The organism is Opitutaceae bacterium TAV5 (assembly GCA_000242935.3).
Lineage (GTDB): Bacteria > Verrucomicrobiota > Verrucomicrobiia > Opitutales > Opitutaceae > Geminisphaera.
Genome location: CP007053.1, coordinates 1,915,947 through 1,930,695 on the forward strand (window position 1 = coordinate 1,915,947; position 14,749 = coordinate 1,930,695).

The window sequence follows — 14,749 nt, forward strand, 5'->3', positions numbered from 1 at the left end:
TACAACAGTTGCAAAGAATTGCTTGCGGCACCCGCACCCGGCCATGGTTCGTATCAGGCCCACGCCTCTCTCCCCTCCCCGTCAACTCCCCGCATCGCATCCCTGCATCGCTATTACTTTCACTTTTCATCCCGATCCGCTGCTCCGCAATGAACCGCATTCTTTCCATTTTCCTTCATCTTGTCGCGCTCGCGCTGGCCGCTCAGGCCCTGCCCGCCGCCACCGCGTCATCACAGGAAACCGGCACCGGGCTGCTGATGACTTCCCGGATGCAGCGCGAGTTGTTCTCCGCCCTCGATCTCTCGCTGCCGGCGCTCAAGTCCGTATCGGACACAGCCGCACGCGGGGATCTTTCGGTCGCACAGCTCAATTTCGCCAGCTACCTCCGCCAGCGCACGCTTCTCACCTCGGACGTCGACCCTCGCCAACCGGATCGCAACCGGCGCTTCAACCGGGAGGTTGCGGATGCCGCGGCCGAGGGACGGGTCGTCGGCGGTCTGGTGAAGCTCTGGCATACGTTTCCCGACAACAGGATCGACTGGCTCCACGACGAAACCCGCGCCCCCGAACGCGTCGCCCGGGGGGTGGCGTCCAATCCGGAATGGCAATGGCAACTCTGCCGCATGGCATTCTGGGCCGACCTCGGCCAGGCCTACGAGTCCACCGGGGACGAACGTTATGCCCGCGCCTGGGTTGCGCAGCTCCGCTCGTTTGCCGCCCAGTGTCCGCCGCCCGAAACCCGTCCTCACCGGCCGGGCACCGCGTGGCGCACCATCGAGTGCGGCATCCGCACGCGCTGGTCGTGGCCCGCGGCCTGGCACAGTTTTCTGCTCTCGCCCGCCGTCACCGACGACGACCTCGTCTTCTTCGCCTGGCTCTATCTCCAGCACGGGCGCTTCCTCCAAAAATTTCCGTCTGCCAACGGCAACTGGCTGACCATGGAAATGTCCGGCCTGCACATGTGCGGCGTGCTCTTCCCCGAGTTTCGCGAAGCGCGCGCATGGCGGCTCTTTGCGATCAACAAGATCCACGAAAACTTCAACAGCCAGTTTCTGGCCGACGGCGCCCAATACGAACTCTCGCCCGGCTACCACGAAGTCGCCACGGGCAACATCCTCGCCATCCCCGACCTCGCGCGCCGCGTCGGCCGCGCGGACGAGATTCCCGCCGGCTACATTGCCATGATCGAACGCGCCCTCGACTTCGATCTCAACCTCATGACCCCCGACCGCAGTCTGCCGCCGTTCAACGACTCCTGGCCGCTCGACATCCGGCGGCAACTCCGCGGCGCGCTGGACTTTTTTCCGAAGCGGGACGACTTCCGCTGGGCCGCCACCGACGGACGCGAAGGACGCCCGCCCGCCGGCACGTCACACGCGTTTCCGGACGCCGGTTACTACGTCATGCGCTCCGGCCGGGAACGCGACGCCAACTATTTGGTGCTCGACGCCGGTCCACTCGGCGCAGGGCATGTGCATCAAGACAAGCTCAACCTCGTCCTCTGGGCCTGGGGGCGCGAGCTCCTTTTCGACAGCGGCGGCGGCTCCTACGAACGCAGCAAGTGGCGTGATTACGGAGTCGATACATATTCGCACAACACCGTGCTCGTGGATGGCCAGCCCCAGCGCCGCCCCACCCGGGGCCCCTCCACCACGGCCGCCGACACCCGCGCCGCCGCGCGCTGGCAAACATCCGCAGAAAGAGACTTTGCCGCCGGCACCTACACCGAAGGCTACGGCTCCGAAACCTCCCGGCCCGCCACCCACACCCGCCGCGTGTTTTTCCGGAAGCCCGACCTGTTTGTCGTCGCCGACACTCTCACGCCCGGCGACAGTCAGCCTCACACTTATCAGGCTCGCTGGCACCTCCTGCCGACGAAAACCACGAAAGACGCGCATACCCTTGCCGTAACCACGCAAGACAAAGGACAGCCCAATCTCGCCGTGATTCCCCTTCATCCCGAAGGTCTGGAAGTCGCGGCCGTTTCCGGCCAGACCGAGCCCGAATTGCTCGGCTGGAACATCCGCAAGGATACGATTCCGCAGAACGTCCCGGCCACCACCGTCACCCACACCCGCCGCGGTTCCGGTGTGCAAACCTTCCTCACCTTGCTCGTCCCGATCAAACCCGGTGCGGCCAATCCCGTGACCTCCGTACAGCCAGCCGGCGCCAGCTCCGGCTCCACCCGGATCACGTTTGCAGACGGACGCCGCCTGCTCCTCACCGTCGATCCCGATCCGGCCGGCGCCATCACTGTAAACGACGCGACCGGCCTGTAGTCAGAAAACGAACACAGAATAACCGGACGTATAAATCCCCCTGCATCCTTTTTCGCTATTATGAAAACGAGAACCCGAACCACCCGTTATATGGACAACCCGAACATGCACCGCATCATTGCTCCCGTGCAGCCGCGTTCAGCAGGGTTTACCCTGATTGAATTGCTTACCGTCATTGCCATCATCGGCATCCTTGCCGCGATCATCATTCCCACCGTGGGCAAAGTCCGCAAAACCGCCCGCGACACCCAGTGCCGCAGCAACCTCCACCAGATTGGCGTCGCTGTCACCCTTTACGCCCAGGAAAACAACAACAAATTCCCTCCCGGTAACGACTGGAAAAACCCACCTGATGGCATGACCCGCCTCGTCTGGATCAACGCCCTCATCCCTTATCTCAACAGCGGTGCCCCGACCTATGAAGACAAGTATCGGAGCCCCATCACTTCCTGTCCCTCCGCTGAACGACCCGTAAACGCTTGGGACAACACTCAATACAGCGCCAACCAATACCTCACCTCCGACGGCTACACCCCTGCATCTCTCAGCGTCATTACACGTCCCTCAGAAACCGTTTTTGCGGCCGATGGCGTTATCCGCGCCAATTCATTGCAGGCTCATGCAGTGCTCAGAAATACCATACTGGGGATCAGCGACACCACTCCCGACCAGCCCATTGCCTCGCCTAGCCCTGACCCTGAAGAAGGCATTTCTTACCGCCATGGAACCGACACCACGCAAGTTGTCATGGTCGATGCCAGCGTTCGTGCCTTCAAAAAAGGTACTCTCAAAAGTCGCAACTTTTCCACCAGCTACTGACTCCACCGATTCCAAATTTTCCTGATCGTGAACCTGTCTGGTTTTCCGATAACCTCACCGTTCTCTGTGTTCGTATTCGCCTATGCATTTTGGGCGATACCGACACCGATGCGAGCGACGGAAGACCGCAACAAGACGGAAAATGGCTACGTACTCGTATGGAACGACGAGTTTGACCTCGCAGGCGCGCCCGATCCGGTCAAATGGGGCTATGAAACCGGCGCCAGGCTGCGCAACGACGAGGCCCAGTTTTACACCACACGACCGGAAAACGTGCGTGTGGAAAACGGCTGCCTGGTCATCGAGGCACGCAAGGAAGACTGGCAGGGAGCGCGCTACACGTCGGCCAGCGTGATCACGCGCGACACCGCGCCCCTGCTCTACGGACGGATCGGGATTCGCGCCAAAATCCCCGGCGGACGCGGCCTGTGGCCGGCCTTGTGGTTGCTCGGGTACAACAACGACAAAGTCTGGTGGCCGGAAATCGGCGAGATCGACATGATGGAGCATGTGGGCTGCGAACCCGAATCCCTGTATTTCACTTTCCATACACTCCGGAACAATCACGCCAAAAAAAACGAAACGCAGGCCCATCTTTCAGTCCGCAACATCCATGATGATTTTCATCTCTACACACTCGACTGGACGCCACAAAGCGTCGCCCTCTCGTTTGATGGCCGCGAAGTCCTGCGCATGGATCGCAGCGGGGACACGCTGGCGGAGTGGCCCTTTTCACAGCCGCTGTACCTGATCATGAACGTGGCCGTCGGCGGTCAATGGGGCGGGATGAAGGGGATCGACGACACCGTGTTCCCCCGGCGCATGCTCATCGATTACGTGCGTGTTTACAAACAGGCCATCGCACCGTAGCGGCCTGTCTTCAGTTGACGGACCGGGATGGGTTATCCCCGGATGCAGTCTTTTTCCCGGACATGAAAGTGAAGATCAGCACCCAGAAACAGATGATGATCGCCGCCACGGGCAGTTGCAACGCGGGAGGCATGAAATAAACCACCAGCACACCGGGTATCCAGACGGACATGACGGCAACGATGAGCGGGAAATACTTCTCCCGGAAAAAATCACCGGAAAAAATCTTCCTCCAGACGGAGGCGGAAAAACCCGCCTCGCGCCAGGCAAAAATGATCAGGATCAAGCCATTGGCAACCGGGCTGTATCCAAGTTGGTCTACCACCAGTTTTTTCGCCATCGTTTGCCATTCGTTGCCTGCGCCGAACCAGACTGTCTGGCATCGGTAAAACCAGTCCGAGCCTATCCCCGCCAAGCCCCAGACGAGGGAACCGAACAGAAAATTCCGCACGTTCTGGCGGGTGGCGCGGCCATGCTGGAAAAAGACGACTTGCAACAACTCGGGCAGAAATCCGGCGAACAGCACATAGATGCAGAATGAAAAGGGATAGCCGACGCGAGTCTTGAAGTCGGCCACATGCTGTAAAACGACACGGAAATCTCCACTCGCCAGATAAGACAGGAGGAAAACGAGCAATACTATCCACAGCACTACGCCGGGCCGCAAATTGGCCCGGGCCGCCTTGCCCGCCGTTTTCAGGGAATCCCGCAGATTCATAAAATCCCGGTAGTTACCCATGCCGTATTCGGAATCTCAAGATTATCCATGGAGCCGCGCCAAAAGGGACATGGGTATTACACAGAGATCGCAAAGACAGCGAAGTCGCAGGAAACCAACATCTTGTGGCCTTCGCGATCTTTATGCAAAAACCCGAAGGCTTCAAGGCATGGGTATAACCTGGCGCGACAGGCGGCGGCGGAATCAGTCCATGAGGAGCGCGATCTGCTCGCCGGGGCCGTGGACGCCTTCGATGAGGATGCCTTCGACGTCGGCCGTGCGCGAGGGGCCGGTGCACCAGACGATGTTGGGGTCGTCGGGCAGGGCTGCGATGGCATCGGCCACGGTCGCGTGAAGCTGCGCGCGGGTCAGCGTCGCGATGTGAACCCACGGGGCGAGCGCGGCGAGGCGGCTGCTGGTACTCGCATCGGAAAGAACGAGCGATCCGGTCTCGGCCACGGCGGCGGCGGCGCGGGTGATGCCGAACTCGTAATCATCGACGCGGGCGCGGTCGAAGGTGGTTTCGAGCGCGAGCGGTTTTCCGTCGGCGTCGGTGAGATGCGGCCGGAATTGCGCGAGGAGCGCCGGATCGCAGTAACCGCGGGTGAGTTTTTTCTCGCGCAGCCAGACGGCCAGCGCCGCAGGGCCGCCGGCGAGCGGAGTACCGTGGACGAGTCTGGCGCGGGCGGAAAACGCGGCCCAGAGGTCGGCATCGGGGCCGGCGAGCGACGGGGCGATCGCGGGCGATACGGCGACGTCGTCGGTAAATTCCGGATACGCGGCGCGTTTTTCCAGTGGAGCGAGGGCGTCATGGACGCGGGCGAGGATGGTATCGCGGGAGGTGGTTGGCATGGAGTTTCCCTGGGAGATTTTTTGAACAGAAGTTAACGAAGAGAACGAAGATGTTTTGGGTTGACGGAAGCCGGCTTGCGGACGTGGCGTTTTTTCTTAAAGAGAAAGAGGTTCGTTTGCGACGAAGTACAGTAACCTCTTCGTTATCCTCTGTTCAATGGATCGGATCGCTTGTGGTTTTTCATCCATTTGCGGAACTTGCCGCCGCGCCATTCGGGGAGGCCGCGGGTGTTGACCCACGTCTTGCCGGCGCGGGGCATGAAGAGCGTGGGCACATATTTCGCCACGCCTCCGGTGCTCATCGCGGTTTTCCAGAGCATGGGGCTCGTTGCGAGCAGCGCGAAGCCGCCCATCGGCGGGACGTCGGCGGCGGCCACCTTGCTTTTCTCCTGCTTGCCCTTGTCGCGCAGGCGGAGGAGCAGGTCGGGGATCGGTATGTTGACGGGACACACCTCCTGGCACGCGCCACACAGGCTGGAGGCTTTGGGCAGGTCGGCCATCTCGGGGAATTTTTTCCCGGCGAGGAGCGGCGAGAGGACGGCGCCGACGGGGCCCGGATACACGGCGCGGTAGGCGTGCCCGCTGGCCTGGCGGTAAACGGGGCAGACGTTGAGGCAGGCGGCGCAGCGGATGCAGCGGAGGATTTCCCGGCAGTTGCTTTTCAGGACATCGGTGCGGCCGTTGTCCACGAAGATGACGTGCATCTCCTCGGGTCCGTCGGGTTGCGCGGCGGATTTCGGGCCGCTGATGAACTCGGTGTAGGAAGTGAGCTGCTGGCCGGTCGCGGAGCGGGCGAGGAGGTTGAGGAAGAGGCCGAGGTCGCGGTCGCGGGGGAGGATCTTTTCGATGCCGACGAGCGCGATGTGCACGGGCGTGGCGGCGAGGCAGAAGCGGGAGTTGCCTTCGTTGGTGACGAGGACGAGGCGTCCGCTTTCGGCGGATACGAAGTTGGCTCCGCTGAGGCCGACGTCGGCGGCGAGGTATTTGTGGCGGAGGTGCTGGCGGGCGCGGCGGGTGATGGTGGTGGGATCGTCGTTGTAGGCGCCGAGTCCGTTTTTCTCGAACGAGGCGGCGATCTCGCGACGGTTTTTGTGGATGATGGGTTTGACGATGTGCGAAGGGTGGTCGTGGTCGATCTGCACGATGAACTCGCCGAGGTCGGTCTCGAGGCATTCCATGCCGCGCTCCTGGAGGTAGTCGGCGAGGTGGATCTCCTCGCTGACCATGGTCTTGGCCTTCACCATCCTGGTCGCTCCGCGCGCCTGCATGATGCGGTGGACGTGGGCGCAGGCTTCGTCGGCGTCGGCCGCCCAGTGGACCTTGGCGCCGTTGGCCTGGAGGCGGGCCTCGACTTGCGGGAGGTAGGTGTCGAGGTTTTCGACGACGTGCTGCTTGATGCGCCCGGCGAGGTGGCGGAGTTTGTCGGGCGTGGTGTAGCTGGTCGTGAGCGCGCGGAGACGCGCGTCGTAACCGGATTTGGAGCCGTCGTAAACGGCCGCGCGCGTGTCGGGTTTATCGGCGGCGAGGCGGGCGGCGTACTGGTCGATGGGTTGGCGCATGGCGGCGTAGGGAGGACGGGGAAATCAGACGGTTTGCGGCTTGAGTACCCCCGCATTGCGGAGCGAGTCGCGGAGGAGTTGCGAGATGTGCATGATCTTCACCGGCCGGCCGCCTTTCGCGGCGAGACCGCTCAGGCTCATCAGGCAACTCATGTCGATCGACACGATGTAGTCGGGTTTTTCGGAGAGGATGTGGTCGAGCTTCAGTTCCCCCATCGCTTTCGAGATGTGCGGGAACGTCACCGAAAACGTGCCGCCAAAACCACAACATTGCTCGGCCTCGCCGAAGGGCAGGACGGTGAGGCCCTCGATGGTGTCGAGCAGCGTCTGCACCGCCGCCGGCGTCGGCGTGCCGCGCGAGTGACAGGAACGGTGAAACGCGACCTTGCCCTCGAACTTGCCCGGCCACGTTTTCACGCCGAGGCCGTTGACGATATAGTCGGTCAGCTCCCAGGTGCGGCGGCCGAGCGCGGCGACGTCGGGAAGGTCGGGCTCGTTCTCGAATTCCAGCAGCGCACCGTGAAACATCATCGCAGCGCACGAACCGGAAGGAACCACCACGGGGACGTCGGCCGCGGCGTCCGGTCCGCCGGCATCGTCGGCAAATGTTTTTACCGTATGCCGGACGACCTTGCGCGAGGCCGGCCAGTCGCCGCCGTTGAAAGCGGGCTGGCCGCAACAGGTCTGGGCCTCGGGAAACGAGATGTCGCAGCCGAGGTGCTCCAGCACCTCGACGGTGGCGATGGCAACGTCGTCGTAAATGGCGTCGCACAGGCACGTGGCCATGAGCTGGAGGCGTTTGCCGTTGGGGCGCGGGGAGCGGTGGTGGTGGGAGCTCATTGAGGGAGCAGGCAGAAAGGGAGATGGACGTCGGATGGGTCGGGTCGAATCAGTAAAGGGTCGATATGGTCAGTCGGCGCGCGCCGGAGCGCGCAGGCAAGAACCATCCCGGGCCGCAACGGTGATGGCAAACCTGTTTGTGGCAGATTCTGGAAGTTTCTGGTAGTTTTTGGTAGATTTCGAAAGGCGACCTGGACAAGGTTTCCTCTTTCCTTTCCCTCTGTTTCCGCCCCGTCCTCCTTATCCACACGCTCCCGATATCCTATCCTGCCATGGCCAAGAAAATCGCCTCCTCTTCTCCGTCCCGCCCGCGCTCCGGTTCCGGTCGGCGTGCCGCCGGCCGTTCGCGCTCCGTCGCCACCGCGGTCGCTGCGGCGGCAAAAACCGGCGCGACGGTCCATGCCGCCGCCATCGATCTCGGCGCCACCAGCGGGCGTGTGATCCTCGGCACCTGGGCCAAAGGCCGCCTCGCGCTCCGGGAGGTGCACCGTTTCCCCAACACCTTCCGCTCGCTCGGCGAACACGATTACTGGGACGTCGCCGGCCTCTGGGCCGAAATCCGCACCGGTCTCGCGAAGGCTGTCGAAGCCCTGCCGCGCGGCGCCCGGCTCGCCTCCGTCGGCGTGGACACGTGGGGTGTGGATCACGTGCTGCTCAACGACGCCGGCCGCCTCGTCTTCCCCGCGCACGCCTACCGCGACAACCGCACCCAGGCCGGCCTCAAGCGTCTCGCCAACACGCGCGCCGCGCTCGCCCGCATCTACGAGGCCACCGGCATCGCCAACGTGTTTTACAACGCCTCGCTCCAGCTCGGGGAGACCGTTGCCAGTTGCCCCGCCATCACCGACCTCGCCACGCGCTGCCTCTTCCTGCCCGACTATTTCAACTACCTGCTCTCCGGCCGCATGGCCAACGAGCTCACCATCGCCAGCACCACGCAGCTCCTCGACGTGCATTCGTGTGACTGGTCGCGCGCCGCGCTCGACTATTTCCGCATCCCCGCCAGCTGGTTTTCGAAACCCGTCCTCGCGGGCACGCGGCTCGGCAAGGTCCGCGCCACCCATGCCCCCGGGCTGGAACCTCTCGCCAAAAGCGGCACGCAGGTCGTCGTGGTGCCCGGTCATGACACCGCCTGCGCCTACGACGCCATGCCGGCCTCGCCCGACGGTACCGACCTGTTCCTCAGCTCCGGCACGTGGTCGCTCGTCGGCTTCGAGAGCGACACGCCCGTGCTCGGCGCCGAGGCCATGAAAAACCGCATCTGCAACGAACGCATCGGCGACGGCCGCTACCGCCCGCTGACCAATGTCATCGGCATGTGGCTCCTTGAACGCACCATGCACGATCTCGGCCCTGCCGCCCGCCCGAAGACGCCCGAAGCGTGGGACAAGCTCATCGCCGGCGCCGCAAAACTCCCGGCCTCGAAAGTCCTGATCGACGTCGCCGACCCGGCGCTCGCCAACCCCGCCTCGATGAAGGCGGTCATTGACGGACAACTACGTCGCAAAAAAGCCGCGCCCCCGAAGACCATCACCGGCTACATGCGCCTCATCTGCGATTCGCTCGGCCGCGGCCATGCCGACGCGATCCGCGTGTTCGAGCGGCTCACCGGCCGGCGTTTCGGGCGCATCCTCATCGTCGGCGGCGGCTCGCGCAACCGCCTCCTCTGCCAGGCCACGGCCGATGCCGCGGGCGTGCCGGTGGTCTCGTTCAGCCTCGAAGGCACGGCGGTCGGCAACCTCGCCAACCAGCTCGTGGCGCTCGGCGCGGTGAAAAACATCGCGGAATTCCGCGCCCTCTCCGGCCAGCACCTCGAGCAGACGGTTTACCGGCCGCGCAGGTAAACAAATCCCCGCGCCGCCACCGCGACAAAAACCCCGGGCGGCATGGCGATATGGAAACGGCCATCCCGTTTGTAATCTCCCTCTGCTTGCGCAAGGGTGGATGCGCCTGCTTGCTCTCGCGTTTCGACCATGGCCCATACGCCGATCAGTTTCTGGATAGGATTCAACCTTTTCGTGCTCCTCATGCTCGCGCTGGATCTCGGCGTGTTCCACCGCAAGGCGCACGAAGTCTCGCTCAAGGAGGCGCTCGGCTGGAGCGCCGTCTGGATCGGCCTCGCGATGGTGTTCAACGCCCTGATCTGGTGGTGGCACGGCCACACCGCCGCGCTCGAATTTCTCACCGGCTACCTGCTGGAAAAGGCGCTCAGCGTGGACAACCTCTTCGTGTTCCTGCTGCTCTTTGGCTATTTTCGCATTCCCACGATCATGCAGCACCGCGTGCTGTTCTGGGGCATTCTCGGCGCGCTGGTCATGCGCGCGGCGTTCATCACCGCAGGGATCACGCTCATCAACCGCTTCCAGTGGATCATCTATGTCCTCGGCGCGTTCCTCGTGTACACGGGCTTCAAGATGGCCTTCGGCAAAAACGAGGATCCCGATCCGTCCAAAGGACTCGTGTTTCGCCTCGCCAACAGATGCTGGCGCATCACACCCGAGCTGAAGGGGCAGCACTTTTTCTGGCGCGACGCCAAGGGGGCGCTCTGGTGCACGCCGCTGTTTCTCGTGCTCGTGCTCGTGGAGACGACCGACGTCGTGTTCGCGCTCGACTCGATCCCGGCCATCCTCGCTGTCACGCGCGACCCGTTCCTCGTCTATACGTCCAATATTTTCGCGATTCTCGGCCTGCGCGCGCTCTACTTCGCGCTCTCCGGCGTGATGAAAATGTTCCACCACCTGCACTACGCGCTGGCCTTCATCCTGGCCTTCGTCGGCGTGAAGATGCTCATCTCCGGCTACGTTCACATCCCCGTCTGGATTTCGCTCGCCGTCATCGCCGTGTCGCTGACCACCGCCATCATCACCTCGATCAAAAACCCGGTGGCGGCGGAGGAAAACGCTGAAAACCTGAAGGCCGAGTCCTGACACCGGTGACCCGGATGTTTTTGGCTTTACACAAAGATCGCAAAGGACGCGAAGACGAGATTCGGCAATTCTTTGTGCCCTTCGCGCCCTTTGTGTAAAAATCCGGAAGTTTCGGGATGTTGGTATGACCCGCCGGCTCAGCGGTTCACCCACCACGCGCGCAGCGCCTCAAACCCCTCCTGCACCGCGCCGCCGAGGAACACAAAAAACACCACGCCCGCCGCCGCCACCGCGTAGGCGCAGGCGATAGCCCGGCTGTCGCGCTCCAGCAATCCGCCGGCCGCGAGCAGGATCGTCCACGCCGGAAACGAATTGGAAAACGGCACCGGCAACGGCAACAGCAACACCAGCGCGCTCACGAAGATCAGCAACGCATGCGCCCGCCGCAGCCATTCCTGCTCCGTGAGCAGGCCCGGGCGCGGACGCAGAAATTTTTCCAGAAATCGCACCACCTTTTCCGTCACCGAAAACACCCGCCCGAAAAAACCGGGCGGCAGCCGCTTCTTTTGCAACCACTCCGGCAGCCATGGCCGTTGCCCGAGCATGAGCCGGAACGCGATGATGGCGATGGCCGCGCCGAACGGCGTCGAAAGCCCCGGCAACGGGATCGGCGTGATGAACGGCAACGCCAGCAGGATCAGCAGCAGCGTATAGGCGCGCCCGCGCAGCGTGGCGATCACGTCGGCGAGCGTGACCGCCTCCGGCGTCCCGTCCGGCCCGCTGTCGCCGGCTGCCGCGAGCCGGGCGCGAATCGCTTCCAGTTCCCCGGACAACGGCAACGCCCGTGAAGACTCCGCGTTGTTATGATCGGGAATCGTCTTTCTCGCGGAAGATTTTTTCACAAAAGGCATTTTTCCCGGAAGATTGGACAGAAGATAACGAAGATGTCCCTGGAAGCTGGCAGGTGATTGCGCAAGCGTGACATTTTCCAGAAAAACAAAGGTCCCGGATGCAGGACCGAGCGGAAGGAACCGGGATATCTTCGTGATCTTCTTGTCTTCAGTGAAAGGGTTTGGTCCAGGCGTAGCCACTCGTAACCGGGTATTCTGCACTACCAAAGCCTTCGGATTTTTACACAAAGGCCGCAAAGGACGCGAAGAAGTTAACTGGCAATCCTTTGCGCTCCTTGCGGCCTTTGTGTAAAATCAAAAACATTCGGGACGCTGGTATAAAAACGAACAACAGAAGGGCGTGGCCGGCCGCTCGTCGCTTGCACCTCAAATCCGCCGCCGCGCCCGCCAGCGACCCGGCGTCGTGCGCGCCCGCGCCCGGAACCAGACCACGAAGTGTGCACCGGACCGGAAACCGAGACGCGCCCCCATTTCCTTCAGCGGCATCGCCGACGTCTCCAGCCAGAGTTTGGCCGATTCGAAACGCCGGCGCTCCCATTGCCGGCGCGGCGTCACGCCGAAGGTCCGGCGGAAAACCCGGTTGGCCTGCACCGCCCCCAGGCCCATCGCCGCGAGCAGCGCGGCCCCGGGGAAACCCTCATCCAGCGGCGTGTCATTGAGCAGGCGGGCCGCGCGCAAGGCGCGTTCGTCGCCCGCCTTCCCGCCGCCGCCGGTCCGGGCCGGCACGGCGCCTGTCGCCAGCCGCACGCAGAACCATGCCTCCAGCCACTCCAGAAACGCTCTCTGGAATTGCAGGAAAAGCGCGTAGTCTGCCTGCTGATACACATGGAGGTTGTGGGGCGTCCCGAAATGCCGCCGCACCAGTCGCGCCAGCCGCCCGCCCGCCCGCCCCAGTTGCGGGTGGTCGCACGCCTCCAGCACCGCGGCATCGTCGGCCGCCCGGCCGCCGGCGGCGCGCGCGAACACATTGCCGCCATCCGGCCACTGGCAGAGAAACCGCACCGACAGCAGCCGGGCGTCGTCGGAAAAATCCTGCCTCGTGATCGCAGGAGGCAGCAGCAGCCATTGCCCGGCCCGCGCCCGCCACGTCCGCTCGCCCAGCCGCAAGGTCACCTCGCCCTTCCGGATCAGCCACGCGAAGTTGCCCTCGCGATGGTCAAACGTCGCATGCCGCGACTGCTCGCGCGGCGCGCCTTCGTAAGCCCACACCAGCTCCGGACGCAGGCAGGACCATTCATGCAGCGACAGCCGCACCGGATCGGCGGCGGAAGAGGCGATAGCGGCAGACACCATGCATCCATCCTGCCCGGCCCCCCCTCCCCTGCCAAACACCGTCTGGGAGGTTCCGGAAATTCATTTTTGAACAGAAGGAAACGAAGGGAACGAAGATGAAACAAAGAAGATTTTTCAGACAGAATACATTGTTTAATAACTGGTGTTACGCGACGGAGGGGAAGTGGCGCGGGCGTCTCGCCCGCAGACGGCGCGGAGCGCCGCCCTGAAACAAGGCTGAGAGGCACCTCCAGCAGATGCGGGCGAGACGCCCGCGCCACGACGCTCCGCGTCACATCCGTTAATAAAGTTAAAAAATAATGAACGGTAATCACCCTTGGTTGTTCTTCGTTATCTTCGTTGCCTTCTGTTCAATTTTTAGGTCCGGGCAAAGGACCGGACTCTTCCGGCACCCGGCGCAGCGGGACGGGCACGGCGGGCGTAGGATTACGCAATCCCCGCCACCTGTTCCGGCACGTGTCCTGCCTGTCGGCAGGGATATGTGTCCACGTCATCGCCATTCCTGCCGGCAGGTGCTCGCGAGCCTCCTCCTGCTGGCCGCCTTTTCCGGAGGACCGCCTCTTTCCGGCGCCGGCAGCACCTCCGCGGACGCCACCACGCCGTTCCTGCGCGATGCGCTTCAGGGGTTTGACCGGTGGGACGCCGACCATGACGGCACGCTCGTCTTGCGGGAGATCGATCTCGCCATCGCTTCGCCCGAGGTGACCGCCGGGCAGGCCGCCGCCGCCGTGGCCCTCCGCCGCGTCGCCGGCAACCGGCGGAAACCCGTCACTTCCTTTACCCGGGAGAGCATCCGCGCCCTCGCCACCGTGGCCCGCGTCGACGATTCACCTGCCTGGCAGGAAGATAGTGGCAGCGCCCGGTCCGCGACGCTCGAAACCTGTTACGCGGACGCTCTTGAAAAAATCACTTCCACGCCACGCGATCTGTTCATCGACGGCCAGCCAAGGCTCGCAGGCTGCCGGCAGGGTCGCCTCGGCTCCTGTTTTTCGCTCGCTCCGCTGACCGCGCTCGTGAATCGCGATCCGCAGGCCGTTGTCCGGCTTTTCAGGGCGGAGGAGGACGGCTCCATCACCGTCCTCCTCGGCGGCGGAGCCACGCCGGTGACGATCGCTCCGCTGACCGATGGCGAACTCGCCCTCACCTCGTCCACGGGCGGCAACGGCGTGTGGATCGCCCTCTACGAAAAAGCGGTCGGGCAATTCCGCGCCGCGGGAAAGGCCGGCGCGACCCCGTCCACGCCGCTGGCCACCGTGACACGCGGGGGCTCCGCCGGAACCATGATCAGTGTGCTGACCGGCAACGCCATCCGGCGCTTCTCCTGTGCTCCCTGGCGAGAACCGCTGGCCGACAGCGCCACCCAGGCCGCCCGGCTCGGGGAACTCCGGTCGTTGCTCCGGAGCGGCACCGCGGACAGGCGCCTCATGACGGCGGGCACCTCGGCCACGACCCGCAAGGTTCCCGGCCTCGCCCGCAAGCACGCGTACGCCGTGCTCGGCTACGATGCGGCGACCGATCTCGTGACCGTCCGCGATCCGCACGGGCAGACCTTTGAGCCCGCGGGAGAAACCGGACTGGAAAACGGTTATGCCGTTCGCGAGGGCATCTTCAGGGTGCCGGTTCCGGAGATCGTGCAGTTCATGAGCGGGTTCGCCTTCCAGAGGGAGACGCCTGCCTCTCCTGCAAAGCATGCGGACCCGTCCGTCGCCACGGACGCCGGCGCGTCCGGTGACGAATGAAG

Annotated in this window: 13 protein-coding genes; 6 read left to right on the forward strand and 7 right to left on the reverse strand. The window is 63.6% G+C overall.

The window, feature by feature from the left end; all coding sequences use genetic code 11:
- Positions 1-149: 149 nt before the first annotated feature.
- The 3 genes from OPIT5_08655 (at position 150) to OPIT5_08665 (ending at position 3,968) form a co-directional block, all read left to right on the forward strand.
- Positions 150-2,279 (forward strand): heparinase, encoded by a 2,130-nt coding sequence (locus tag OPIT5_08655; GenBank protein ID AHF90266.1) that lies wholly within the window; start codon positions 150-152, stop codon positions 2,277-2,279.
- A gap of 90 nt (positions 2,280-2,369) precedes the next feature.
- Positions 2,370-3,098: an N-terminal cleavage protein gene (locus OPIT5_08660; GenBank protein AHF90267.1), complete on the forward strand. Its 729-nt coding sequence runs from the start codon at positions 2,370-2,372 to the stop codon at positions 3,096-3,098.
- A 27-nt stretch (positions 3,099-3,125) separates the two neighbouring features.
- Positions 3,126-3,968, forward strand: coding sequence for a glycoside hydrolase (locus tag OPIT5_08665; protein AHF90268.1), 843 nt, complete (start codon positions 3,126-3,128; stop codon positions 3,966-3,968).
- Between the two features lie 10 nt (positions 3,969-3,978).
- On the opposite strand, the gene OPIT5_08670 is transcribed toward OPIT5_08665, so the two are convergent.
- The 4 genes from OPIT5_08670 to OPIT5_08685 form a co-directional block, all read right to left on the reverse strand.
- A complete protein-coding gene (locus OPIT5_08670) occupies positions 3,979-4,707 on the reverse strand; it encodes a hypothetical protein (GenBank protein ID AHF90269.1) in 729 nt (242 codons plus the stop codon).
- A gap of 183 nt (positions 4,708-4,890) precedes the next feature.
- The gene (locus tag OPIT5_08675; GenBank protein AHF90270.1) at positions 4,891-5,538 is read right to left on the reverse strand and encodes a lactate utilization protein C; all 648 of its coding nucleotides are present in this window, start codon (positions 5,536-5,538) and stop codon (positions 4,891-4,893) included.
- A 143-nt stretch (positions 5,539-5,681) separates the two neighbouring features.
- Entirely contained in the window at positions 5,682-7,097 is a 1,416-nt protein-coding gene (locus tag OPIT5_08680; protein ID AHF90271.1) for a (4Fe-4S) cluster-containing protein, read from the reverse strand.
- Between the two features lie 24 nt (positions 7,098-7,121).
- The gene (locus OPIT5_08685; GenBank protein ID AHF90272.1) at positions 7,122-7,937 is read right to left on the reverse strand and encodes a hypothetical protein; all 816 of its coding nucleotides are present in this window, start codon (positions 7,935-7,937) and stop codon (positions 7,122-7,124) included.
- Positions 7,938-8,209: 272 nt separating this feature from the next.
- On the opposite strand from OPIT5_08685, the gene OPIT5_08690 reads away from it, so the two are divergent.
- Positions 8,210-9,781, forward strand: coding sequence for a carbohydrate kinase (locus OPIT5_08690; protein ID AHF90273.1), 1,572 nt, complete (start codon positions 8,210-8,212; stop codon positions 9,779-9,781).
- On the opposite strand, the gene OPIT5_08695 is transcribed toward OPIT5_08690, so the two are convergent.
- Complete coding sequence (locus OPIT5_08695) at positions 9,763-9,912, reverse strand: hypothetical protein (GenBank protein ID AHF94225.1); 150 nt, start codon at positions 9,910-9,912, stop codon at positions 9,763-9,765. The two genes, OPIT5_08690 and OPIT5_08695, sit on opposite strands and share 19 nt — an antisense overlap.
- On the opposite strand from OPIT5_08695, the gene OPIT5_08700 reads away from it, so the two are divergent.
- The gene (locus OPIT5_08700; GenBank protein AHF90274.1) at positions 9,911-10,864 is read left to right on the forward strand and encodes a membrane protein; all 954 of its coding nucleotides are present in this window, start codon (positions 9,911-9,913) and stop codon (positions 10,862-10,864) included. The two genes, OPIT5_08695 and OPIT5_08700, sit on opposite strands and share 2 nt — an antisense overlap.
- Before the next feature lie 137 nt (positions 10,865-11,001).
- On the opposite strand, the gene OPIT5_08705 is transcribed toward OPIT5_08700, so the two are convergent.
- Positions 11,002-11,637: an exopolysaccharide biosynthesis protein ExoD gene (locus tag OPIT5_08705; protein AHF90275.1), complete on the reverse strand. Its 636-nt coding sequence runs from the start codon at positions 11,635-11,637 to the stop codon at positions 11,002-11,004.
- A 444-nt stretch (positions 11,638-12,081) separates the two neighbouring features.
- On the reverse strand, positions 12,082-13,008 hold the full coding sequence (locus tag OPIT5_08710) for an AraC family transcriptional regulator (GenBank protein ID AHF90276.1): 927 nt from the start codon (positions 13,006-13,008) through the stop codon (positions 12,082-12,084).
- A 479-nt stretch (positions 13,009-13,487) separates the two neighbouring features.
- Between OPIT5_08710 and OPIT5_08715 the strand changes: the two genes are divergently transcribed.
- Positions 13,488-14,747, forward strand: coding sequence for a peptidase C2 (locus OPIT5_08715; GenBank protein AHF90277.1), 1,260 nt, complete (start codon positions 13,488-13,490; stop codon positions 14,745-14,747).
- Positions 14,748-14,749: the final 2 nt, after the last annotated feature.